This window comes from Flavobacterium sp. ACN2 (assembly GCF_002303885.1).
Classification (GTDB): Bacteria; Bacteroidota; Bacteroidia; order Flavobacteriales; family Flavobacteriaceae; genus Flavobacterium.
Map to the genome: position 1 here is coordinate 1 of NZ_MRCM01000008.1, position 25,781 is coordinate 25,781.

General features: G+C 32.7%; 22 protein-coding genes and 2 tRNA genes. 18 read left to right on the top strand and 6 right to left on the bottom strand.

All coding sequences use genetic code 11. The features are described from left to right. Positions 1-920 (bottom strand): ATP-binding protein (locus tag BSF41_RS11145; RefSeq protein WP_172426889.1); only part of this gene is annotated, 920 nt, incomplete at its 3' end. 296 nt (positions 921-1,216) lie between these two features. Then, positions 1,217-1,615, bottom strand: coding sequence for a helix-turn-helix domain-containing protein (locus BSF41_RS11150; RefSeq protein ID WP_095929576.1), 399 nt, complete (start codon positions 1,613-1,615; stop codon positions 1,217-1,219). A 176-nt stretch (positions 1,616-1,791) separates the two neighbouring features. On the opposite strand from BSF41_RS11150, the gene BSF41_RS11155 reads away from it, so the two are divergent. After that, complete coding sequence (locus BSF41_RS11155; protein ID WP_095929577.1) at positions 1,792-2,070, top strand: hypothetical protein; 279 nt, start codon at positions 1,792-1,794, stop codon at positions 2,068-2,070. A gap of 120 nt (positions 2,071-2,190) precedes the next feature. Then, a complete protein-coding gene (locus BSF41_RS11160) occupies positions 2,191-2,871 on the top strand; it encodes a hypothetical protein (protein ID WP_095929578.1) in 681 nt (226 codons plus the stop codon). A 1,116-nt stretch (positions 2,872-3,987) separates the two neighbouring features. Here BSF41_RS11160 and BSF41_RS11170 read toward each other — a convergent pair. The 4 genes from BSF41_RS11170 to rseP all read right to left on the bottom strand — a co-directional run bounded on the left by BSF41_RS11170 (position 3,988) and on the right by rseP (position 5,938). Then, positions 3,988-4,272 carry a GIY-YIG nuclease family protein gene (locus tag BSF41_RS11170; protein WP_095929580.1) on the bottom strand — a complete coding sequence of 95 codons (285 nt, stop codon included), beginning with the start codon at positions 4,270-4,272 and terminating at the stop codon, positions 3,988-3,990. 53 nt (positions 4,273-4,325) lie between these two features. Continuing rightward, positions 4,326-4,399 (bottom strand) — tRNA-Asn (locus BSF41_RS11175). A gap of 38 nt (positions 4,400-4,437) precedes the next feature. Then, a tRNA-Asn gene (locus BSF41_RS11180) sits at positions 4,438-4,511 on the bottom strand. Between the two features lie 83 nt (positions 4,512-4,594). Next, entirely contained in the window at positions 4,595-5,938 is a 1,344-nt protein-coding gene (gene rseP, locus BSF41_RS11185) for an RIP metalloprotease RseP (protein ID WP_095929581.1), read from the bottom strand. A 373-nt stretch (positions 5,939-6,311) separates the two neighbouring features. On the opposite strand from rseP, the gene BSF41_RS11190 reads away from it, so the two are divergent. From BSF41_RS11190 to BSF41_RS11260, 16 genes are all read left to right on the top strand, one after another. Beyond that, positions 6,312-6,596: a hypothetical protein gene (locus BSF41_RS11190; RefSeq protein WP_095929778.1), complete on the top strand. Its 285-nt coding sequence runs from the start codon at positions 6,312-6,314 to the stop codon at positions 6,594-6,596. Between the two features lie 65 nt (positions 6,597-6,661). After that, positions 6,662-6,814, top strand: coding sequence for a class IIb bacteriocin, lactobin A/cerein 7B family (locus BSF41_RS11195; protein WP_141248136.1), 153 nt, complete (start codon positions 6,662-6,664; stop codon positions 6,812-6,814). Positions 6,815-6,834: 20 nt separating this feature from the next. Continuing rightward, complete coding sequence (locus tag BSF41_RS23745) at positions 6,835-6,975, top strand: hypothetical protein (RefSeq protein ID WP_172426890.1); 141 nt, start codon at positions 6,835-6,837, stop codon at positions 6,973-6,975. A gap of 474 nt (positions 6,976-7,449) precedes the next feature. Further along, on the top strand, positions 7,450-8,022 hold the full coding sequence (locus tag BSF41_RS11200) for a DUF3267 domain-containing protein (RefSeq protein WP_095929583.1): 573 nt from the start codon (positions 7,450-7,452) through the stop codon (positions 8,020-8,022). 11 nt (positions 8,023-8,033) lie between these two features. Continuing rightward, on the top strand, positions 8,034-8,279 hold the full coding sequence (locus BSF41_RS11205; protein ID WP_095929584.1) for a putative signal transducing protein: 246 nt from the start codon (positions 8,034-8,036) through the stop codon (positions 8,277-8,279). 108 nt (positions 8,280-8,387) lie between these two features. Next, on the top strand, positions 8,388-9,446 hold the full coding sequence (locus tag BSF41_RS11210; RefSeq protein ID WP_253251810.1) for an HlyD family secretion protein: 1,059 nt from the start codon (positions 8,388-8,390) through the stop codon (positions 9,444-9,446). Positions 9,447-9,452: 6 nt separating this feature from the next. Then, complete coding sequence (locus BSF41_RS11215) at positions 9,453-11,603, top strand: peptidase domain-containing ABC transporter (RefSeq protein WP_095929586.1); 2,151 nt, start codon at positions 9,453-9,455, stop codon at positions 11,601-11,603. Positions 11,604-11,719: 116 nt separating this feature from the next. Continuing rightward, positions 11,720-12,790: an NADH:flavin oxidoreductase/NADH oxidase gene (locus BSF41_RS11220; RefSeq protein WP_095929779.1), complete on the top strand. Its 1,071-nt coding sequence runs from the start codon at positions 11,720-11,722 to the stop codon at positions 12,788-12,790. A gap of 185 nt (positions 12,791-12,975) precedes the next feature. Then, a complete protein-coding gene (locus BSF41_RS11225) occupies positions 12,976-14,019 on the top strand; it encodes a Gfo/Idh/MocA family oxidoreductase (protein ID WP_095929587.1) in 1,044 nt (347 codons plus the stop codon). Positions 14,020-14,440: 421 nt separating this feature from the next. Next, the gene (locus BSF41_RS11230) at positions 14,441-15,661 is read left to right on the top strand and encodes an MFS transporter (RefSeq protein WP_095929588.1); all 1,221 of its coding nucleotides are present in this window, start codon (positions 14,441-14,443) and stop codon (positions 15,659-15,661) included. Between the two features lie 216 nt (positions 15,662-15,877). Then, a complete protein-coding gene (locus tag BSF41_RS11235) occupies positions 15,878-18,697 on the top strand; it encodes a carboxypeptidase-like regulatory domain-containing protein (protein ID WP_095929589.1) in 2,820 nt (939 codons plus the stop codon). Between the two features lie 11 nt (positions 18,698-18,708). Next, the gene (locus tag BSF41_RS11240) at positions 18,709-20,046 is read left to right on the top strand and encodes a DUF5689 domain-containing protein (protein ID WP_095929590.1); all 1,338 of its coding nucleotides are present in this window, start codon (positions 18,709-18,711) and stop codon (positions 20,044-20,046) included. A 192-nt stretch (positions 20,047-20,238) separates the two neighbouring features. Then, complete coding sequence (locus BSF41_RS11245; RefSeq protein WP_095929591.1) at positions 20,239-21,474, top strand: hypothetical protein; 1,236 nt, start codon at positions 20,239-20,241, stop codon at positions 21,472-21,474. Positions 21,475-21,487: 13 nt separating this feature from the next. Then, the gene (locus BSF41_RS11250; RefSeq protein ID WP_095929592.1) at positions 21,488-21,985 is read left to right on the top strand and encodes a DUF4280 domain-containing protein; all 498 of its coding nucleotides are present in this window, start codon (positions 21,488-21,490) and stop codon (positions 21,983-21,985) included. Between the two features lie 11 nt (positions 21,986-21,996). After that, entirely contained in the window at positions 21,997-24,615 is a 2,619-nt protein-coding gene (locus BSF41_RS11255) for a hypothetical protein (protein WP_095929593.1), read from the top strand. 1 nt (position 24,616) lies between these two features. Further along, the gene (locus tag BSF41_RS11260; protein WP_095929594.1) at positions 24,617-25,630 is read left to right on the top strand and encodes a hypothetical protein; all 1,014 of its coding nucleotides are present in this window, start codon (positions 24,617-24,619) and stop codon (positions 25,628-25,630) included. The last annotated feature ends 151 nt before the right edge of the window (positions 25,631-25,781 follow it).

Here is a 25,781-nt window from a genome sequence, read left to right on the forward strand (position 1 = left end):
TCTAAATCATATGGATGATCCTTTAATTTATAAACATCAGGATATTTCTTTTTTAATAATTGAATATCAATTTCATTTCGGGTTATTTCAAAATCTATATTTAAGGTTTCGGAATTATATGTCGCTTTTAGTTTGTAATCAAAATCATTAAAAAAGGCAGTTTCAACTTTTCCAAATTCTTTCGGTTGTTGAAAATGTTTGAAGTAAACCTCAAAAGGAATGTTTAGTTCTTTTGGAGGGATTAACGCTTCCAAGCTTTTGAAAACAGAGGAAGTTTCCTCGTTAAACCAATCATCTTTTAAATTTGAAATTTTTATAATTGTTCCTTTATCAAATTTTATGTTTTCTATAATATCCCCTAATAGTGGATTTTTATTAGTAAATGATTTAACTATGTTTTTTAAGTCAATTTCTATAGTTTCTAGTTCAGCTTCAATATCAGAAATTACTTTTTCAGCTTCATCAAATTGATTCCAATCCATTTTCCAAAATGAGCCAGTTTTATCCTTGGCATTTTTTGAAAGCGTCCACATTTCTGTTTCGAAACCAAGTCTGTCTAATGCAAAACGACCTATTCCCTTTGCACCAGTTTTTGTGCGTTTATCTTCTGAGATATATTCCTTTTCTTTATTTCCTGTTCCAATTTGCATCCAATGGTTTTTAATGACTTCCTCTGTCATTCCTTCACCATTATCAATAATGTATAGAATACTTTTTTCCTTTATTGGGATTTCAATTTCTTTACCATCGCTTTCTTTTATCTTTTTGGTAGGAATATCAAAAAATACAAGGCAATTGTTAGCATCAGCATCGTAAGCGTTTTTTACCAATTCAATAATAGCACCTTCTGGATTGGAGAAATTTTCTCTACCAAATAATTTACCAGCCCTCGCTGAAACTTTAAAAGATATTTTAGCCATTAGTGTTGTTCTAATTTTATTCTGTAAACAGATCTTATGAAACGATATAATTTTTTAACAGGTAATTTTCATCCAAACATTTTCAGATTAAGTCATATAAATTTAATTCAGAATATGAGAATGATTGTTAAAATTTATATTGAGAAGGTTTTTATGCAAATATATAGTAAATGAAACCATATAAAGATTTTCATAAAATTATAATTGGTAAAATCATTTATTTAATAGGGAAGTAATTCGGAATATCTATAAAGAAAGATTATTTGTTGTTTAATTTATTTAAAAAGGAAACAATCTTACTTCCCCTTCATCAACTTCTCCAAATACTCCACTTTATCTTTTTCAGCCTGAACCAAACGCTCATAAAGTTCTACAATTTTATCAATTGGGTTGAAAGTGCATTCTAGCGCATTTGCATTAACAATACTATCGGTAATATCGTTGTCATATACATTATTGAAATAATTAACGACACCTTCATCTGAGAAACTTTTTATTGATTCAGCAGAAACTCCTAAAGCTGTTGCAATGACATTTAGTTTTTCATCGTCAACGGTTTCGCTTCCTTCAATATTAGAAATCGTCTGTTGGCTCATGCCAATAGCAATGGCAAGTGCTTCTTGTTTCATTCCTCTAAGCTCTCTAATACGGCTTATGTTTCTCCCGATATGTTTTGGTTTTGCTGTTGTGCTCATACTTCAAAGATATTAAAAATCCTTAAAAATTAAGATATTGGTAAAAGACTATCTTTTTTGGTGAATTACCAAACCCGATGTTTTGTTAGAATGTATGCTATCGTTTATTTAGCCGAAACAAAAATACAATTTTTCGTACAATAATTAATTGTAATCAAAAACCATAAATAAACGCCATGAAAACAGAAAACGAAAGCAATGCCAATCAAAACAAAATAATAGAATCGGTAGCTAGATTGGTATCAGATCTTTGTTTCGACGGAGAATATAAAAACCATACAGAATACTTAACCGAGATTTTTGAGCATCTTCTAGAAACAGAATCGGGAGACAGCCGTTCTTTACGAATTAAAATGCTAAGCTGCATTAGAACGAGTAAAATGCTAGCAAAAGCGCTAGAACCATTTTCAGACGAAGAAATCCAAAAAGCCTGCGTTAAAATGATAAACGCGTAAAAAAGAAGTATTTTATCGGTTTTCTAAGTAATTCGTGGTCAGAATAAAAGCTAACTAAAAGAAAATCAGTAACTTTAGGCTGAGTTTTTTAATTGGGGCATCTAATTTTATTCAAAAATCATGAAAAAGTATGAAGCAATTTTATGTACACTTGCGTTCGTATTTTCTCTCGGCTGTTTTGCTCAGCGCACCAACCATGCCTCCGCTTCTCCAGCAACAGGAAAAACGACACTCTTGACGGATAGTCTTTCTAATGATGATTTGGTCATTCAATCTTATTATGTAGAAGAGAGAATAAATAAACTTTTTGGAGGTAGAATTATTACCTACCAAGTTTCAAAATTGGACATGGTCGATACTTACGATCTTGGACCAAACAATACTAGAACAGTAATTCCTAATTACGTAAAAAGAAAGCCTAAGGTAGCTCCAAATGCAATAGAGACCAAAACGCTTGTTGCAAGTTCGTCTGTCTCTGTAGAGCCCGTTAAAGTCGAAATTACAGCTCCCGCTCCAACAACTTCAAAATACGTAACCGTTAATATGGTTGACACGTACACAAAGGTTATTGATAAAGGGTATAAATCTATCGATATGCTAAAAAAAGTAGCCGACCGTTTTTATTTTGAAGGCAATCTAAGTGCTGCGGCTGGTTATTACGCTCAGTTATTTGAAGAAGCCAAAGATTTGGAGGTTATTTATTATTACAGATATGCTCAGTCCTTAAAAGCAATAAATGAAAATGAAAAAGCAAATACTTTAATGAAAAGGTTTAAGAGTGAAACTTTGAGTATGAAATAGGGTTTTCTTTGTGTGTGAAGTTTTTTTTCTAACCGCAAAGGAGGCTAAGATTTTACGCAAAGTTTTTTTACCGCAAAGAACGCTAAGATTATTTTGAGCTAAATCTAAAGATTAAGTTCGCAAAGCTTTGTGTGTATAAAGTTTTGCGAATTTTTTTGTTTTACCTACAGTTCGTCAGGATGACAAGATTGTGTTAGTTTTTTTAACGCAAAGGGCGTTAAGGTTTACGCAAAGTTCGCTAAGGTCATTTTGAGCTAAATCTAAAGATTAAGTTCGCAAAGCTTTGTGTAGATAATGCTTTACGAATTTTTTGTTTTACCTGCAGTTTGTCATCCTGAGGAACGAAGGATCACACTCGCATATCGACACAGATTGGAAATATGCTTTGTAGAGTTTCTAGTGCGATCCTTCGTTCGTCAGGATGACAAGATTGTATTAATTTTTTTAACGCAAAGTGCGCTAAGATTTACGCAAAGAGGACAAAGCTATTTTAATGTGGAGTTTAGCCAAAATCTAAAGATTAAGTTCGCAAAGCTTTGTGTAGATAATGCTTTGCGAATTTTTTTGTTTTACCTACAGTTTGTCATCCTGAGGAACGAAGGATCACACTCGCATATCGACACAGATTGGAAATATGCTTTGTAGAGTTTCTAGTGCGATCCTTCCTTCGTCAGGATGACAAGATTGGGTTAATTTTTTTAACGCAAAGTGCGCTAAGATTTACGCAAAGAGCACAAAGGTATTTTAATTTGGAGTTTAGTCAAAATCTAAAGATTAAGTTCGCAAAGCTTTGTGTAGATAATGCTTTGCGAATTTTTTTTTGTTTTACCTACAGTTTGTCATCCTGAGGAACGAAGGATCACACTCGCATATCGGCAAAGATTGGCAAAGATTGGCGACCTTTGTGATCTCTTTTATAGATTCCTATTAAGTCTCGGATAAAAAAAACCTTAGCGTTCTCTGCGTTAAATCTTTGCGACCATTGCGGTTAAATAAGCAGTCCTATAATATTGGAATTTGGGCAAAAAAAAAAGACCATCATTTCTGATAGTCTTTTTTGCTCCCCCTCTTGGGCTCGAACCAACCCCGATAGCTATCGGGGCTCTGATTAACAAGTTAGTTGTATTTTTCTTTCAGTTTTAAAATAATATCGGGATACTTGATTAAGTTTTCAATATAAGTTTTGCTCTTCATGTTTTTGATATGCTTTTCTATTGAAAGTGCTTGGGTTTTGTTGGTACAGTCAAAACTAAGAAACAAAGTCCAGTCATTTGCATTTGCTGTAAATTTGTTGGAAGGTGAATTTTTGTGAAATTCCAATCTTAAGTCAAAATTAGTTGTATAACCAATATAATAGCGATTAAGCTTTAGGGAGTGTAAAATATATACAATATGATTCATGGTATAGGGATAAAAAAAATACCACTTACAATTTGTAAGTGGTATTTAATAAGCTCCCCCTCTTGGGCTCGAACCAAGGACCCTCTGATTAACAGTCAGATGCTCTAACCAACTGAGCTAAGGAGGAATCACCTTAAAGGTAAATATGTTTGCTAAAAAAAGTTGCTCCCCCTCTTGGGCTCGAACCAAGGACCCTCTGATTAACAGTCAGATGCTCTAACCAACTGAGCTAAGGAGGAAAGTGTTGCTCTTTTTAGCGAGTGCAAATATAAAACTATTTTTAGTTTCTCAAAAACATTTTCACTCTTTTTTTGACTTTTTTTTACTTGCCTACAATGGCTTTGTAAATGTCGTTACCATTAGCAAATAGTAGTAGTGAAATAAGTAAAACAAAACCAACCATTTGCGCATTCTCTAGGAATTTATCGCTCGGTTTTTTGCCACTTACAATTTCATACAATAAAAACATTACGTGTCCACCATCAAGTGCCGGAATTGGCAATAAATTCATAACTCCAAGCATAATCGACAATAAAGCCGTGATCGACCAGAAAACTTCCCAGCTCCAAGAACTAGGGAAAATATTGTAAATCGCAGCAAAACCACCCACTTGTTTGTAAGCTTTAGTTTCTGGATTAAAAATCATTTTCAATTGTTTTCCGTAACTTACCAATTGATCTTTTCCTTTTTGAAGACCAACCGGAATAGATTCGAAGAAACCGTATTCTTTTGTACTTATTTTATAGTATCCTAGTTTTTCTAATGATTTCATATCTAAACCACCAGAAACGACACCTAATTTACCATCATTAGTAACTTTTAGAGTAATTGGAGTTTCTTTTAGATCACGTAAAACAACTGCAGGAATTTGTTTTCCTTTGTTCATATCCAAAACAGCTTTAGCTTCATCAAAATATTTAATTTTTTGTCCATTAAGAGAAAGAATCAAATCTTTTGGTTTTAAATTTTGGTTTGGAGAATCTTCCGCAATTTGGCTAATTGCAAAAGGTCTACGAATTCCAACAAGAAGCCCTTTTTCTGTTTTAGAAAGCTGATCAACAAAATCAGTTGGCATAGTAATCGTTTGCTGTTGTCCGTTTCTTTCAATCAAAACGTGTTTCGCCATGATTACATTCATGTTCATATCGCTGTCAAAGTTTTCTACCGCTTTACCATCAATAGAAATAATTTTATCGCCAGTTTTAAAACCAGCTTTAAGCATAGCAGGATTTTCAATCGCAACACCATCTTTTAAGTCAGAGTTTGCAATGTAAGTATCTCCGTAAGCAAATGCCATTCCGATATAAATAATAAAAGCTAGAATAAAGTTTACAGTAACACCGCCAAGCATAATAATTAAACGCTGCCAAGCCGGTTTAGTACGAAATTCCCAAGGCTCAGGCGGAAGCGCCATTTGCTCTTTGTCCATACTTTCGTCTATCATTCCAGAAATTTTCACATAACCACCCAGCGGAAGCCATCCGATACCGTATTCTGTTTCTCCGATTTTCTTTTTGAAAAGTGAGTATTTAACATCAAAAAACAAATAAAATTTTTCGACTCTGGTTTTAAACAATTTAGCAGGGATAAAATGCCCTAATTCATGAAGAATAATAAGTAAAGATAAACTCAATAGAAATTGAGAGAGTTTGATAACTATATCCATTTTTTGTTTTTAATTCGTATTTAACGCACAAAAGTAGCGTTTTCTATTTTAATATAAGAGTGCAAGATAGTGTTTAAGGTTTTAAATGTTTGTTAATAATTACATTAGTTTTTATTAAACAAAAAGTAAATCTCACTTATTGTATTAGTACTTCATTGCATGAAAATGTTACAAAATGTCCTATTCTGATATTTTTAAAACTTATTGGGGAGGTGTTTTTAAAATTTCAATTCTAATTTCATTTTTTAAGCTTAAAAGATTATTCTTAAATAGTTAACAAAACTATTTTGAATTTCTTAAAGACTTTTTTGTTTTATTAATTTTTTACAGTGAGAATATGAATTTTATTAGACAAATTGAAAGAATCAAAAAAATGCATAAGTTAATTTGCGGAGAAAAAACAGGCTCTCCTTTAACATTTGCCAAAAGGTTATGTTTGAGCCGAAGCCAGTTTTATAACGAGCTAGATCTTATAAAAGAACTCGATGCGCCAGTAAAATATTGTAAAAAGAGGGAGACATTTTATTATGAAACTCCTTTTGAATTGATATTAATTTTTTCGCTAAAAACAATAAAAGATGATGAATCAAGAGAAATTTTTGGCGGTTCTAACTTGCGTCCAAGTTTATTGGACGGAAGTCTAATAAGTTTGCTCTAACAAAATGCTTCTCGAGAAAATGAATTTTGTTGGATTTATTAATTAACCATTTAAATTTTAAAGTTATGAATTTAGAAGAATTGAATTTAGTTGAACTTAATGTTCAGGAATTAGAAGAAGTAGTAGGAGGTCATGAACCTTGTTTCTGGGCTGGTGTAGCAGCAGTAGCTTTTCCATGGGCAGCAGGAGCATGTTTGGCATATGTTATGGCACAATAATTAATTAGAAAAATGTAACAATGAAAACAGAGAATTTAGAATTAGAACAATTAAATGAAATTGAGTTAATCCAAATTGAAGGAGGATCTCATTTAAAAGATTTTGTTGAAGGCATTGCTTGTGGCTTAGCATTTGCCGGATTTTTAGCTTCGGTTTTATAAAACTTTAAGAATGAAACTGTCCCTAACTTGGACAGTTTCATAAAAATTTAAAATACATCCTCAGAAGAGGTTTAAATACCCTTGTTTATGAAAAAAAAAATTATCTTCATTTTAGGAATAATATATTTCATTACGATTGTTATATTAAGAGAATATCCTGAAAAACACATTAGCTCTTTTTTAATCGGAATTTCTTGTTCGTTAACGGTTTTGTTTTTTATATATATAGTTAATAAAAAACAAAAAATTAAAAAATAAATAGTTATGAATTTTTCTAAAGGATTTTTAAAAGAAGACCCCTTTCTTAAAATTGTTTTATTGATAGTTGCAATGTCATTTTTATTGTATTGGGCAGGTTATGTGTGTGGCAAGCTTGTATATTATATATGCCATTAACTCTTTAAAACTAATCTCTTTCCAAAAAATAAATTGAAAATTCCACAGGAGTTGCTAGAAATTATAAAATCATAGAAAATGAAAGAAATCTCTATTGATTCTAAAAAAGTTCAAATTTTAGGAATGCTAATAAGTGTTCCGATTGTTTTGCTTTTCCTATTTGTTTTGTATTTGACATGGAATGAGATTTTTGCAGCGAATTTGAAAGTAGTAAAGCAAACATTTCAGTTTTTTGATAATAAAAAACTAAACGTACTTTTAATTTTATTGGTTCCTAATTTAATTATTTGCGTAGGTATACTTGTGCATGAAATTATACATGGAATTTTTATGGCGCTTTTTTCAAAAGAAGGATGGCAATCGGTAAAATTTGGTTTCATTAAGAAATATTTAATGCCTTTTGCAAATTGTATAGAACCGTTAGAATCCAAGAAGATGTTAGTTGTTGCACTTGCACCATTTTTTATTCTTGGATTATTGCCTTCAATTTATGGATTTCTTTATAATAATTTGACTTTTTTATTTATTGGCTTTTCCATGACTTTAGGTGCAGTCGGAGACTTTATCTATGCTTATTTAATATTCAAAGTAGGTTTAAATCATAAATTATTAGATCATAAGAGCAAAGTTGGTTTTATGATCATAGATTAAAATGAAATAAAGTGATCCAGCAAGAAAGAAGAATATCTATTCATCAAGGAAGTAAAGAAGAAGCAACTGTTTTGAAAATGTTATTGGAAAGTTTTTCTATTCAAGTTTTTGAAGATGCATCACTAATGTCTGTTTTGAACCCATGGGGAGTTTTAGTTGGAGATATAAATGCTATAAAACTAAAAGTAGCTGAAGAAGATTATGAAAAAGCAAAGGCAATAATTGATAATTACAATTCTGGAGAATACGATATTTAATTTATTGACAAGCACCGTAAATTAATTGATATGCAGTTTAGTTCAGACCCTATAAACACTCTCGAAAATCTTATTGCAAAAAACAAAACAAAAAGCTTTTCAATTTATTTGATAATTCTTCTTGCTGTTATCACTTTTTTGGGATTATTGCCAGTAATTAAATTAGATATAAGCAGTCAGAGTAGAGGAATAATTCGAAGTAAAATAGATAATGTTCCTGTTACAACAATTGTAAGTGGCAGAATAAATTGGATAGCTTTAAAGAATAATGTTTTTGTAAAAAAAGGAGATACACTTTTAAAGATCTCTAAAGAAAATTTGGAAAGCGATAAAAGAACCCAAGATACATTGTCAAGCTCTGTTTTGTTGTTGTTAAGTGATATTTCAAATCTTTTACAAAATAAGCCATCACAATTACAGACATCCACAGCGCGTGAAGATTTATTTAAATTTCAATCTGGAAAAAATGAACTGCAAAGCAAAATTTCTCACGCTCAGATAAATTATGACCGAAATAAGATTTTGTACGATAAAGATATTATCGCAAAAGCAGATTTTGAAAAATATGAATATGAGTTAAGCTTAGCCAAACAAGCATTGCAAAGTTTTATAAGTCAGCAAAAATCAACATGGGAAAATCAGAAAAGAGATTTAGAAGAACGATTAAAAAATCTTAATGGAACTGTTGCTAAAATAAACGTTGAGGCCAATAATTATTTCGTTTTGGCTCCCATTTCTGGAACTATAGAAAACTTTTCAGGGATTCAAAAAGGTTCTTTTATAAACGTATCGCAATCTATTGCAACAATTTCTTCTCCAGATCATCTTATTGTTGAGAATAATGTTTCTCCAAACGATATTGGTTTGATAAAGAAAAATCAAAAAGTAAAATTTCAAATAGATGCTTTTAATTATAATCAATGGGGGTTATTGGAAGGGAAAGTAATTGATATTGACCAAAATATAACAATGCAGGGAGAGCAAGCTTTTTTTAAAGTTCGCTGTGCATTAGATTCTAAAACTTTACATCTAAAATCAGGATATAAGACTGATGTTTCAAAAGGAATGACCTTAACTACGAGATATATAATTACACGCCGAAGTTTATTCGATTTGCTATTTGACAAAATAGACAATTGGCTCAACCCAAAACAACTATCAGCTTAAAATTAAATGGCTTCAATAAAAATAAAACAACATGATATTAAAGATTGTGGCGCTGCTTGTTTGGCATCTATTGGAAACCATTTCAAAGTTAATCTTCCAATAGCGAGAATTCGTCAGTATGCCAACACAGATAAGCGAGGCACGAATGTTCTTGGAATAATTGAAGCTGCCGAGAAAATGGGTTTTACAGCAAAAGGAGTAAAAGGAGGTTTAGACTCTTTAGATAAAATACCGCTTCCTGCTATTGCCCATATTATTGTAAAAGAGCAATTGCAACATTATGTAGTTATTTACAAAGTTGAAAAATCTACAATCACGGTTATGGATCCAGGTTTTGGCAAAATGGGAACATACACTTTTGAAGAATTTCAAAAAATATGGACAAGTGTTTTAATTCTTTTTGCACCAAATGATGATTTTAAAATAGTAGATGAAAAAACGTCACCTATTAAAAGGTTTTGGAATTTAATTCAGCCACACAAAACTATATTAATTCAAGCATTAATTGGCGCTATAGTATTTACAGTTTTAGGATTGGCTATGTCTATCTATATTCAAAAAATAACAGATTATGTTTTAGTTGATGGCAATAGAAATCTTCTTAATTTATTAAGTATCTCTATGATAGCTATTATTTTGCTTCAAGTGTATATTGGCTCAAAGAAAAGCATTTTTGTGATGAAAACAGGTCAGTTAATCGATGCTAAATTAATCTTAGGGTATTATAAACATTTGCTTCATCTGCCTCAACGATTTTTTGATACCATGCAGATTGGAGAAATCACATCAAGAATAAATGACGCTGTAAAAATAAGATCCTTTATAAATGAAACCGCAATCGAAATGATTGTAAATGTTTTTATTGTTGTCTTTTCATTTGCATTAATGTTTACTTATTATTGGAAATTGGCTTTGGTCATTATTCTGGTTATTCCGTTTTATGTTTTTGTTTATTTTCTGCTAAATAAATTCAACAAAAAGGTTGAAAGAAACATAATGGAGAATGCGGCAGAATTACAAACACAATTAGTTGAAAGCATTACGCATGTTAGAACTGTAAAGGAATTTGGGATTGAAGAGTTTTCAAATTTAAAAACCGAAAACAAATTTGTAAAACTATTATTCATAACCTATAAATCTGGTCTAAATGGCATTTTTGCCGCAACATCGACACAGTTTCTGGCATCTGTATTTACTGTAATCTTAATGTGGATTGGTTCAGGTTATGTAATCGACCGATCAATTACTCCTGGAGAATTGTTTTCTTTTTATGCGTTAATCGGTTATTTTACATCGCCCGTTGCATCCTTAATTAATATGAATAAAACAGCACAAAATGCACTAATTGCAGCAGACAGACTTTTTGAAATCATGGATTTGGAAAGAGAAGAAACAGAAAACAAAATTGAATTATCAAAAGAAAATTTGGGAGATATAAAATTTGAAAATGTTTCTTTTCGTTATGGATCTCGAGTCGAAGTTTTTAAAAATTTTAATGCTGTATTCAAGAAAAACCAAACAACAGCTATTGTAGGTGAAAGTGGTAGCGGAAAAACGACTTTAATTTCGCTTTTGCAAAATCTTTACCCAATAAAAGAAGGTAAAATTAATATTGGAGATTTTGATCTTCAACATGTTCATTATAAGAGTTTAAGAAAAATTGTTGGTGTTATTCCCCAACAGCTTAATTTGTTTTCTGGAAATATTATAGAAAACATTGCTTTAGGGGAATCTTTTCCTAATATTCAGAGAATTTTAGAGCTCTCAAAACAACTTGGAATTCATGAGTTTGTCGAAAAATTGCCAAACGGTTTTGAAACACAGATTGGTGAAAACGGAGCGATGCTTTCGGGCGGACAAAAACAAAGAATTGCCATTGCAAGAGCATTGTATAAAAATCCTGAAATCTTATTAATGGATGAAGCGACTGCATCATTAGATACTCATTCAGAAAAAATGGTGAAAGATGTTATTGATAATTTTAAATCCTCAGGAAAAACTATAATCGTCATTGCACATCGCTTGAGCACAATAGCCAATGCAGATACTATATTAGTTATGAAAAATGGTTCAATTGTGGAATCTGGAAATCATTTTGATTTGTTAGAACAAAAAACGGAGTATTTCAATTTGTGGAATAAGCAGAATTTGATTTAAATGTTTGTTAATTAATAAACATTTCGATTTCTCGTTTTAACAAGATACTGTAACTTTACTTTTTGAACACTGCCTTAATCAATTGGCAGTATAAACTCATTAAAAGTTACACGTATATGGCAACGAAATTATTTTCTCCGCTTACTATAAAAAATATCACTTTAAAAAATAGAATTGCAATCTCGCCCATGTGCCAGTATTCTGCCGTTGACGGATTTGCAAACGATTGGCATCTGGTTCATCTAGGAAGCCGTGCCAGTGGAGGTGCAGGGCTTATTATTCAGGAAGCGACGGCGGTTTCTCCAGAAGCGAGAATTTCTCCAGCCGATTTAGGAATCTGGAAAGACGAACACATCGAAAAACTAAAACAAATCAATGCTTTTATTGTTTCTCAAAATTCGATTCCAGGAATTCAGTTAGCGCATGCAGGAAGAAAAGCAAGTGTTTCGGCTCCATGGTTGGGAAATAAAAAATTAGATTTCGCTCAAGGCGGATGGCAAACCGTTGCGCCAAGTGCGATTCCGTATCATGACAACGAACCCTTTCTTCCAGAAACGTTAGATAAAAACGGAATCCAGAAAGTGATCTCCGATTTTAAAACGGCAACCAAAAGAGTAGTCGAAGCAGGATATCAGGTTGTAGAAATCCATGCGGCTCACGGATATTTATTGCACCAATTTTTATCGCCTTTAACAAATGTAAGAACAGATGAATATGGCGGAAGTTTTGAAAACAGAATTCGTTTTACAATAGAAGTTGTAGAAGCAGTACAGTCAGAATGGCCTTCAGACCTACCTTTGTTGGTTAGAATTTCAGCAACCGACTGGGCAGAAAATGGTTGGAATCCAGAAGAATCTGTGCAGCTTTCTAAAATATTAAAAGAAAAAGGAGTAGATTTAATTGATGTTTCGTCAGGCGGATTAGTTTCGCATCAGAAAATCACATTAGGGCCAGGCTATCAGGTTCCTTTTGCAGAAAAAGTAAAACAAGAAGCAGGAATTTCTACAGGCGCAGTGGGTTTAATTACAGAAGCCAAACAAGCCGAAGAAATTTTAAATAACAGTCAAGCCGATTTAATTCTGTTCGCCAGAGAATCTTTAAGAAAACCAAACCTTCCGTTGGATTTTGCTAAAGAACTAAACGACGATATTCAATGGCCAAAACAATACGAAAGAGCTAAACTTTAAATATTTTTATTAGCCACAGATTAAAATGATTTTTTTTAATTTTTTTTTTTCGCCACGAATTGCACAAATTTTCACAAATCGTTGCGTTCAGAAACTTAAAAAAATTAGTGAAAATTTGTGTAATTCGTGGCAGACAGAAAATCCTTTTTAATCCATATAATCTGTGGCAAAAAAAACATAACAACATGCAAAAGATAAAGACAGCACTATTATCATACGGAATGTCGGGGAAAGTTTTCCACGCTCCGTTTTTAGATATTCACGAAGGATTTGAACTTTTAGGTTCTTGGGAAAGAAGCAAAAAATTAATTCAAGAAGATTATCCATACGTAAAAAGCTATGCTTCGCTGGACGAATTATTAAACGATGATGTCGATTTGGTAATTGTGAATACGCCAGTTGGAACGCATTACGAATATGCTAAAAAAGTGCTTTTGGCAGGAAAACATGCTGTTGTAGAAAAAGCATTTACCACAACGGCTGAAGAAGCAAAAGAATTGGCAAAAATCGCGAAAGAAAAAGGATTGAAATTGGTTGTTTTCCAGAACAGAAGATGGGATAGCGATTTTAAAACCGTTAAAAAAGTAATCGATGATGGTCTTTTGGGAGATTTAGTGGAAGCCGAATTTCATTTTGACCGATACAATCCGTTATTGAGCCCAAAAGCGCATAAAGAAACTGCCAATGATGGAGCAGGAGTTCTAAAAGATTTAGGACCACATATTATAGATCAGGCGGTTAGTTTATTTGGCTGTCCAAAAGCTGTCTTTGGAGATATTCGAGTTACGAGAGAAAATTCTGTTGTAGACGACTGGATCGATCTGACTTTGTTTTATTCTAATTTCAGAGTCCGTTTAAAAGCAGGATTTTTTGTGAGAGAAGCCAATCCGGCATATACCATTCACGGAAAAAAAGGTTCTTTCTTAAAACCTCGCGGAGATGTTCAGGAAGACGAATTGAAAATTGGTAAAAAACCGAACCTAGATTCTTGGGGAACAGAAGATGAAAGTTTACAGGGACTTTTACACACCGAAATAGACGGTAAAATTATGCGAGAAAAAATACCAACGCTTCAAGGCAATTATTTCAGTTTCTTCGATGGCGTTTATGATTCTATTGCAAACAATAAAACAGAACCTGTTACCGCAGACGAAGGTGTAAAAGTAATGCAGGTTATAGAAGCTGCAATTGCGAGTAATGCCCAGCAAAAAGTAATAGGCATATCCTAAAAACATTCCGTAGGAATGTCTCGTCGGTAGTAGAAAAAAATAATATTCAGGTGCATTTACGTTCCGTAGGAACGTTTGATTTTGCGCATTATTTTTTAATAATCTAATGTCTCAAACGTTCCTACGGAACGTAAAATATTGGCAACGATTTTTTTACCAACGAAATGTTCCTACGGAACAGAGAAATATAAATAAAAGGGGATGTCTTAATTTTTGAGATTATCCCTTTTTTATTTTCTTAAAAAAATCAAACCAGTTATAATTCTACTAAAGCCGAAAAATTGTAATTTTAGGAATAAGAATTCAACTCAAAACCTTTGAATTTATAAACAATAACGTTGTATATTGTGTATAACCTTAGACTTTATGCACTTTAACGAGCGTTTTTAGTATTTTTGATCCTATTCCAATAAAATTCAATATGCTGTTAAACATTAATCCATTATCGCTTTTTCAGACTAAAGCCAAAATCAAGAAAGTATTTAGAGAAGCCAAGGCTTCCTATTTAAATCGGATTCGTTTTGCTGTTGGAATGTTTTATTTCGGAATGGGTTTGAGTTTTGCCACATGGGCTAGTAGAATTCCAGATATCAAAACAGCTTTGCATTTAACAGAAGGAGATTTAGGTTCTATTCTTTTTGCACTTCCGGTTGGACAGCTAATTGTTATGCCTTTTTCAGGAAAAATGGTAACCAAATTCGGCAGCCATCGTATTCTAATTTTCTCTTTAATTATGTATGTTTTGTGCTTAATCAATTTAGGTTTGGCGACAACATCGTTACAATTATCATTAGGATTATTTTTGTTTGGCGTGTTCGGAAATCTTGCCAATATTGCCGTAAACACGCAAGGGGTTTATACTGAAGTTTTGTTTAAAAAAACAATCATGTCCTCTTTTCACGGAATGTGGAGTTTTGCGGGATTTACGGGCGCGTTGGTAGGTTTGGGAATGCTGGCTTTAAATTTAAGTCCGCTGCATCATTTTATTATTGTAGCCGGGATTGTTTTATTAATGGTGGCATTTAACTTTAAATTTTTGGTTAGAGCCAAAGAAAAAAAGAAACCAAAAGAAGAAGGCAAAAAGCTATTTGTAAAACCAGATACCGCTTTACTTTGGTTAGGTGTTATCGGATTCTGCAGTATGGCCAGCGAAGGCGTTATGTTCGACTGGAGCGGCGTTTACTTTAAAGATATTGTAAAAGCACCTGGACCATTGGTGGTTTTAGGCTACACTTCTTTTATGATTATGATGGCTAGCGGAAGATTTCTTGGCGACGGATTAATCAATAAATTTGGACGTGAACGCGTTATGCAGATCAGTGGAGTTATGATTTCAGCTGGACTTTTTACAGCTGTTTTTCTTCCTTATATCATTCCGTGTACCATTGCCTTTATGTTTGTAGGTTTGGGCGTTGCAACGATCGTTCCTACAGTATATAGTATTGCAGGTAAAAACCCAACAGTTCCAGCTGGAGAGGCTTTAACTATTGTTTCGAGTGTAAGTTTCTTAGGTTTCTTAATGGGGCCACCAGTTATTGGACACATTGCACAAAGTTTCGGACTGCAGTTTTCTTTTGCCTTTATCGGAATTTTTGGTGTTCTAATCGCTTTTATGGTTTCTAAAATTAGAACTGAAGCGTAATGAACTCCCTTTGTAAAATTGACTTCTTTTAACTATTCTTTCATTATATTAAAATAAATTTGAAAGAATTTAATTACAATTAAATATTTTGTTTATTTTTGAATTTCAAACTTCAAGCGCTGAAGTTTGAAATTTTTTTTTTTCCAAAAACCAATTTTATCTTTTGAATTAAGGATTGTAATCCTAGAATATTTTCAAAGTTAATAATAGGTTTTAATGGTAAAAAAATACGCAGTCTTCTTTATTTTTTGGTTCTTTAATTTTGCTTTTTCGCAGAAAGAAATTACGGTAACAGGAATTGTTATTGATGCCCGAACACAGAATCCGTTGGAAAGTGTAGTGGTAACGATACAGAACACAGCCGTGATGCAGCTTACGTCAAAAACAGGGAAATTTGAACTTCATATATTTCCCAAAAAAGAACAGCTGCTTTTACTAAGAAGTCAAGGATACAAAGATTTTCTTTTAAAAGTAAAGTCTAATTCTGGGCAAGATATTGATCTTGGAATTTTACAATTAGAAGACACTTATTCAGACGAGGTTCCGGCTGCATTGATTACGCTCTCAGATAATGATTTTTCAGATGATAATAGTTCCTCAGAAATGACATCTGGACTTTTACAATCTTCAAGAGATGCTTTTATGCAGGCATCGGCATTCAATTGGGGACAGGCTAGATTTCGTGTTCGCGGTTTAGATAGCGAAAACGCCATCACGATGCTTAACGGAATGCCAATGAATAAAATTTACGATGGCAGACCACAATGGGGAAATTGGGGCGGTTTAAATAATGTGCTCCGAAATCAGGAATTCTCAGTAGGAACAGCAGCTTCCAATTATACTTTTGGAGGCGTTTTAGGAACACAACAGATTTTTACTCGTGCTTCTTTGTATAGAAAAGGAACATCACTAACATTTTCGGGAAGCAATACCACTTATTTATGGCGGGCAATAGGAACATATGCTTCGGGAATGAATGCTTCTGGTTGGGCTTTTGTAGTTTCGGCTGGAAAACGCTGGGCAGATGAAGGGTATTTTGAAGGAACCAATTTCGATGCCAACTCTTTTTTTCTTAGTGTCGAAAAGAAGCTAAACCATAGGCATTCTTTCAATTTTACAGGATTTTACACGCCAAATTCTCGCGGAAAAAATTCTGCTAACACGGCTGAGGTAACTGATTTAATCGGCGAAAAATACAATTCGTACTGGGGATTTCAGAATGGTAAAAAGAGAAATGCAAGAATAAAAAATGTAGAAGAGCCGCTCTTTATGCTGAATCATTATTTTAAAATTGATGATAAAACCAACCTGAATTCTGCCATTATGTATCAATTTGGAAAAGTTGGAAATAGCAATATAGATTATCAAAATGCTGATAGTCCCGATCCTGTTTATTACAAAAAAATGCCAAGCTATTTTAGTTCGCTTTACGCGAAAGATCAAGGCGAATTTTCGGGTGCGTTTATTCCAGACTATGAAAATGCAGAAAAAAACAAAGTGGCATTTCTGGACCAGTCACAGATAAATTGGGATGAGATGTATTTTGCCAATCAAAAAATAGGGCAAAATGGTTATTTGCCTGCTCAAAGTCATTATGTGCTTTATGAAGACCGAACAGATGATCAGACTTTGGCAGTAAATTCAAATCTGAATACACAGATAACTCCCAATATTTCTTTTGATGGCGGATTTACTTTTAAGAAATTAAAATCTCATAATTTTCAATATTTATTAGATCTTCTTGGTGGCGCTTATTTTGAAGATATTGATCCGTTTTATAAAGGAAGCCTTTCGCAATCCGATTTGCAGCATCCAAATCGCCAAGCCGCAAAAGGAGATATTTACGGATACAATTATAATTTACTGGCGAATAATTTAGATGTTTTTGCGCAGTTTAAATTTAGCTATAATAAAACAGAATTCTTTTTGGCGCAATCCTATTCCATGTCAGATTACCAAAGAGAAGGGTTATATCAAAACGGATTGTATCCAACAAATTCGCTAGGAAAAAGTGAGAAAGTAAATTTTGAGAATTTCGGCTTCAAAGGAGGTTTCACCTATAAAATTTCAGGAAAACAATTGTTGTTTTTTAATGCTGCACATTTTACCAGAGCGCCTTCGCTTCGAAATACGTTTTCAAATTCACGCTTAAATAATAATGTCGTTGACGGAATCGAAAGTGAAAATATCAGTAGTGCCGAGGCTAATTATGTATACCGTTCTGCAAAACTCAAATTACGTTTAACAGCATATTATTCTTTGATTAAAAACACTTCGAAAACTTCTTACTTCTATGCAGAAGGAATTTTTGACAACGGTTCGGGTTATGATTCAACCAATGCATTTGTAAGTCAGACTTTGACCAATTTGGATAAGAAAAATATTGGAGCAGAATTAAGTTTTGAGTATCAGATTTGGCCAACAGTAAAAACAACTTTATCTGCAGCATTCGGGAATTACATCTACAATAGCAATCCGAATGTAATGATTGTAAACGATGCCAATAGAGCGAAAGAAGGAGCGCAAACAACTTTTGATTTTGGAAGCGCTTATTTAAAGAACTATAAGCAGCCAGGGACTCCACAGCAGGCTTATTCTTTTGGATTAGAATATCGTGATCCAAAGTTCTGGTGGATTGGAGGCAACATCAATTATTTGGCAGAAAGCTATATTGATGTTTCACCAATTTCTCGTACTTCTCAATTTTATATCAATCCAGCCAATAGTTTTCCTTTTCCTGAAGCAACATCTGAAAGAGGAAATGAATTGTTAAAACAAGAAAAGTTTAATCCTGCTACATTACTAAATTTTAGCGGAGGCAAATCTTGGCGTATTCATAAAAAATATGTGGGGCTTTTTGCCAGCATAAATAATGTTTTCGATTTAATGTATAAAACTGGTGGTTTTGAACAGGCAAGAAATGCCAATTTTAGAGCACTAAATCAGGACGCATCTAGTGGAACGCCATCTTTTGGACCAAGATATTATTATGGCTATGGCCGAACTTATTTTCTAAATCTTACAATCGGTTTATAAACCTATTCCTCATGAAAAAACTAATTTTATTTTTTGTTATATCGTTACTGTATGGTTGCAGTAATGAGGTTGAAACACCAGAATTAAAATGTAATCAACCTAATTTTACTGTAAACAAATCGGTAGCAAAAGTATGTGAGCTTTCGGGAACGACTGCTAAACAATATTTATATGATGATATCATAGAAGCTTATGTTGTATCGAGTGATGAAGGAGGTAATTTTTTCAAAACGATTTCATTACAGACAAAAGAAACTGAAAATGCGCCTGCTATTGGTTTTAGTGCTCCAGTTGATGCCACCAATACTTACATTGATTATCGAGTGGGAAATAAAGTGTTTGTAAAACTTAAAAATCAATTTACAGATTTGTATTATGGTGGTTTAAGAATCGGAAGTTTGTATGTGAGCAATGCTGGAGACCCGACAATTGGAAGGATTTCTCAAAATGAATATAGAAATGTGTTAAATGCTTCCTGTACAACTATAGACGAGAATCAATTGGTAAAATCACTTTCTGTGGAAGAGGCGTTTTCAGATTCTAAACTAAATACTTTGATTGAATTAAATGATGTTGAATTTACAGAAGCGGCATTAGGACGCCATTATTTTGAAGAATCCAATAATGTAGGAGGTTCAACGAATTGGTATTTGAGGGATAAAACAGGAAATCAGATTATTTTTAGAACAAGCGCTTATGCAAAATTTGCAGATCATTTTGTACCAGAGGGAAGTGGAAAAGTGAGAGGTATTCTAACAAAATTTGGTTCTGATTATCAGTTTATGGTTCGCTATGAAAGTGATATTGTAATGAATGGGAAAAGAAGTACTCCATTTTTTTCTGAAGATTTTCAATCGGTTAAAAACAATGTCAATTTTACGCTTCCAGGTTGGAGTAATATTGTTGAAAAAGCAGCAAAATTGTGGAAAAGCATGGTGTATTCTGGAAATGGATATGCAGAATTTAATACCACAAGTACAACTGCAGCTGAGAATATAGCTTGGTTAGTTTCACCAAAAATAAATCTTACAGGATACAAAAATGCTGTTCTCTCGTTTAGAAGTGCACAGCATGATTTGAAAGTAGATTCGCCTCTAAATACTTTAGAGGTTTATGTTTCAACCAATTTTGACGGTGCAAGTGTGACCAAAGCAAAATGGACAAAATTGGAAGCAAAAGTGCCAACGCTTTCAACGCCTGCTCGAGAATTTATAAGTTCTGGCGGAATCGCTCTTTCTGCTTATTCTGGAAACATACATATTGCATTTAAATATATTGGTTCTGGAAAAGACAAAACATTAAATGGCGCTTTTATGGTAGATGACATAAAGATATTTGGAGAGAAGTAAGTGGTATTTTGTGAAAAGGAAATTAAGAGGTTGAATTAGTTTTTTTTTAGCGGGTTTAGGCCGTTAAATCTATAGCATTCTGTTAAGGTCATTAAAAACCGAAAAATATTAAAAGAAGAGATTTTTAAAAACGTACTATTTTTCTTTCTTATTTGATTTAATCCTTATATTTGATTTTCTAAAATATAAGACATGTCTTACATAAAGCCTTTTTCTTATGATGATTTTTTGACGTATAAAATCCAAGATGGAGATACGCCAGAAAGTGTTGCCAAAAACCTAGACATCGATTTATATTCTTTAAGAAGTTATCATAATCGTTATTGTGAATCTGTTGAAGACTGTATTGGACCTGTTTTTCCAAGACACTTGAAATTTGTGATTATAAAACCTCCAGTAGTTCAGCTTATAGATGAAGAAAAAGAACAACAACGCAATAAAGTCGTATTTAATGATTCACCTGGAAAACTTTCTTTAAATTATTCTCATGGTGAAAAAAAATATGCTGTTCTATGTACTATTGAAAATGGTAAAGATGTTCATTCAATAAAACAGCAGATCAAAATAAGCTGGCAAGCAGAAAACGCAGGTTTTCATTTTTATTATGTATCTCGTGATGAGGCGCTATATGTAAACGACACCGCTACAAATACAATGGCACAAGAGATTGCTCAAAAAGCATCTCAGGCATTATATCCTCTGCTTATTGTTGTTGATGAAAGCGGAAAATGGGTTTACGTTAATAATTATGATCAAATAGTTGAACGCTGGCACGAAACCAAAAAACAGATAAGAAAATATTATAAAGGCGATCAAACCGAAAAATATTTCAAGATTTACGATAAAAATCTCGCAGATGAAGACAGTTTATTTCTTTCTATTCAGAAAGACTGGTTTTTAAATGCTCTGTTTAACGAAATTCATGTCCAGTATCCTCAAGATTTATCACTCAAAAAACATATTAGTTTTCCACATCTTCATAATACTAAAAGTATTCAATATTTAGTAAATCAAAAAATAGACGAACATCTAGATACCGATAACCTGATTCTTATTGACATAATCGGAAAACTAGACGATTCTAGAACCAAGACCGATTTTCAAAATGAATTAAATCATCCCGTAAAAGAATATTCGGACGAAAAAGCTGGAGGAAATTACATGGCAAAATATTATTTAAACCCAAACTCATATATGCCAGAAGCATTTATAGTGAGTGCTGATTTAGAATTGGATATTCCTCAAAAATATACTGTAACCGCAACTCATTTAGACACCGCTACAGAACTTGTCATTGCTTCAAGACAGCCTTTGTTTGTAAGCGGAACAGCAATCAAAACAAAATCTGGAAACTCATTTTGGTATTTGCTTTTTACGATTTTAATATTCGTTGCATTAATCTATGCCATTTCAAAATTATACACCTAATAAATTTAAATAAATGAGCGAAAAACATTTAGTAGTACAAGGCGCAACCTGCAAATGCAAGTTTAGTGAAGACAGTTCAAAAACCGATAAAATTAAAGTCAAATCACAATCCAAACATTTTGGAAACGATAAAGGCTCCAACAAACTAATTGCGACAACGAAAGAAATTGGACAGACACTTGAAAATAACACTTTTGGCAAATGCAAAAAACAGCCCGCTGGAAACAGTTTTTTGCCCTGTCAGGCAGTAATAACCCAATGGAGTAATTTCTACGAAAAAGTAACCCTTAGCAATCAAGGCAAAATACTGCTAGAGGATAGTAAAGCAACCTGTCCAATGGGTACGCCAGATTGCATCGAAATAATAAATCACGGGCAAACAGCTGAGCCTGGCGAACAAAATTTTAAAAATATCAGCCCTATGATTCATAATCTTATTAATCCAATGGTTGATGTTAGGGAAATGTATACACAAGAAGCAAAACATGAGGGCATAAAATTTAACAACTAAATATATCTAAAATGGCAAAAGGTGTTAAAAAAATAAGGTGGACAGGAAAAGGCAGAGTTATAAATAATTTGTGTATTCCTAATAAAAAAGTTGTAATACATCCTGATCAAGAAGTTTCTTTTGAAATAGAATCATGGTATGACGGCACAACCGAAGAAGAGAAGAAAAGGAACATAACCTGGATTTTACAAGAAGCCAAAACAAGAAAAGAAATTGCTGAAAAACTAATACCATCAATTACGCCAAAACTTTTAAGCATTCCTAAAAATCTATGTGGACCCTACGAGTATTATCTGGAAGCAAGTCTTTTTGGGAAAAGAGATTTATATAACGACACAGGTCTAATTATTCGCGGAGAATGCCCTCCGAAAATTTTAGACAGCAAATGGTGTAAAACCAATAATGCCGAAGATGTCCGCAAAATATACTTTTTCTCTTATGGAGAGAAACTCTATCTCAATTTAAAAACCGAAGGGCTAAACGGACACTTAAACCTCTCTATTGATATTTTTAGAAGAGTTAAAGCTGGAATTAATGTTAGCATAAAAAGATATACAAGCATAGATGTAATTGACGGTCAGGTAAATCTGGAAATAAAAGATTCTTTTTCGTGGTACAACCTTATAAAGGATAAAAATGAAGTAGAAGAATTTTATATTCAGATTTTTGATCCCGTAAATCGCACTTATATAACCGACTATAATAATGATATAGCACATGCACGTTTTTTACGCGTAAAAAACAAAATTGCTTCTATGGAGGTAAGCCCGCCTACAAATTTGTCTCCATTAAAAACTGGTGAGCCAGCCACGAATTATATGAGTCATCATTTTTGTAAATACACCTTTATAAAAATGAATGATAAAATGCTCTTTGATGAAGCGAAATTAATAGAAGGGCAAAAATTAAGCAGAAACATCTATGCTCATTTATTTGCTGGGGGAGACGAAAAAAATAAAAAAGTAACAATAGAGTTAGGCGAAAAAATTCCAGGTAAATGCGATAATCATAAGGCAAAAGTATTTGACATTACCAATTTGCAAAAAGCAGGAATCCAGAATCCGCAGCGAGTTTCTGCCAATTCATTTTCGTTCGAAAATAATTTTGAATATAAATTTAAAGATGATTACAGACAATTTTTTACAGAGTATATTTTGCCTATACCTGCCGTAAAAGCAGCTATACCATTGGCGACCTGTAGCTACCAACATGTTTTAAATATAGAAATGCTACCAGATGTTGCTTGGGCATATCATTTTCAGTACGATAAACCAAATGGTGGCTTATTTAAAGATATTAATATAAAAATTCAAAGCGGTTTAAAAGAAGAATTAAATTATATAAAAGAATATCTAGGTATATTTATAAAACACGCTTTTAATATTCCTTCAGATTACATTAGCGATGCGATCTCAGATATAGCTATATATTATTTAGACAATACAGCAGATCAATTTGGTTTTGGTATTCATGCTTATCACTCTTTTGATCAACAAGGACTAAAACCAGCTGTAATAATGGATTATACTGCAAAATATAAATGGATCGCAAAAGCTGTAATTCTACACTACGTTATTATTTCAGTTTTAGTAGATGCCTTGATATTGTACTTGACACGAGGTAGAGGAGCATTATCAAAAGTTGGAAAAATTGTTAGTGCGGTCGATAAATACGGTAAAAAAGTAGCCATAATTGGTAAGAGAAAAGGCTTCGAATTAATAACTCCTAAAATCACATCGTACAGAGCACAGTATTACGAAAAACAACCTGATGGCAGAATTGCCTTTGTACAAACCGAAAAAGTCTCGGCATTGCCTTTGTTTGGTTTACAATATGAAGACAAACATACCTTAGGAACAATTACTACCAGTTTAACAGGTATTTCGACCGTATTTGATTATGCTAGAAAAGCCATATCTATTTTTGGGCAAATTACCCTGCTTAAAAAAATTCAGAACAAATTAAAAGGTGTTCCTTCCGATCCTAACAAAATGCCAAGCCCAATTAACACAAACGATCTTAACAAAACTATCGACTGGCTGGAAGAGGCTATAGAAAATGGTGCACAACGCATTTTTAGTGAGCTTGGACATGAACTCAATTTTACAGTAACCATAAAAGGAGAATATCAAGCCAATTACCAAATCTTTATAAACCATCTCGCAGAAGCTATAAGCATAAAAGACCAATTAGAAAACTACGTAAACAACAGCAAAGGTATTGTAGGACGCAAAAAAGGAATAAACGCTGTGGCCTCTTGTGAGCTCAAAACCGGTTACCACATAAAAACCGAATGGATCATGCGCTATGCACCCAATTTTATACAAGGTGTTATACCTGTAATAGATCGAGAAGCTAATGCCGAAGGACAAGCCGAAATACACGGAAGTCTTTTTTACGAACGTAAATATTTCTTCGAAAAACCACAATCGTATTATGTAGATAATGTAATTTTCTCTGGATTGGCGGGAAGTTTTTCAGGTAGTGTCAAAACAAAGAAAAATGGAAAAACTCCACGAAATAATAATATCTTCATTCCAGAAACATCCTTTGTGTTAATGGAACCATATGTTGTAAAAGGAGAAAGAATATACCTATTTGAAAAAGATACAATAAAAGAACCAAAATAAAATGAAGAAACTTATTATAACATTTTCCCTTGCCATATTGTTTACAGCTTGTGGGCAAGAAAAAAAACAATCTATAAATATCAATAATATGAATACAAATTATCCTGACATAAATGCAAAAAATTTTGAGCAAAGATTATCCAATGCTGTAAAGCATTTCGAGAAAGAACCAATGTATTACATGCGCATCAATAAAATAAATTGTTTAGTCGAAATATTAATAAATGATTATCCTGTTCATAAAGATTACGAACTCTCTAATTATGCTACTCCAATAGAAATTAACCACGCAATATTAAAAAGTGGAGAACAAAAATTAACTTATCGTCTTTACCCTATTGGAAATCTTCTTAAAGAGAATTATGGTGAGGGTGATAATGTAAATACATTAACTAATAACACTTCCATATCAATTTCTATTATAAAAATGGACAATAATGGTAAAAAAACACTAGAAGATGAAGAAATAATAATAAAAAACAGCAGTTTAAACGATGCTAAAGGAAATTTTATTGGATCGGGTAAACCTTATTATGAATTTACTTTTCCTTTTAATGCTTATGTTCCTTATGAAAACGAAGGATGGAATAATGGCGAGGATTTAACCAAACTAGACCAAAAATTATTAGAACAAAAAGCTAGAGAATTTTACAATGAATACGGTAAAACTTACCTAAATAAAGATGTTAATTTACAAGCAAGTTTAAATTTTGGAGAAGAAAAAAGAAACGCAATAGCGCTTTACAGGAGATCTTTTGAAATTGCTGAACTTTGGAATGAATATGAATCCGATTTAAATGAAAAAAATATAAAAGTTCTTCCTCTAGAAAATTATAAGATGGTTTTTTTTGGCAATAACCGTATTCTCTTTTTACAATCAAAATCTCTGCAATTAGAGTACAGAGGCTATGGTGCTTTATTAATACAAAGTGAGGATTTTAATATTATGCCTGGAATTTATCTCTACCTGCCAGAAGGAAAAAAATTAGAAGATGGTTTATATATGATAAATTAAAAGAAGACAAAACATTAAATGGCGCTTTTATGGTAGATGACATAAAGATATTTGGAGAGAAGTAAAAACTAATTTAGAATAATGAAAATAATGTGCTGATTTTTAAAGTATTATTGAAAAGTTTGTAGTTTTTGTATTTCAAAACGTTAAA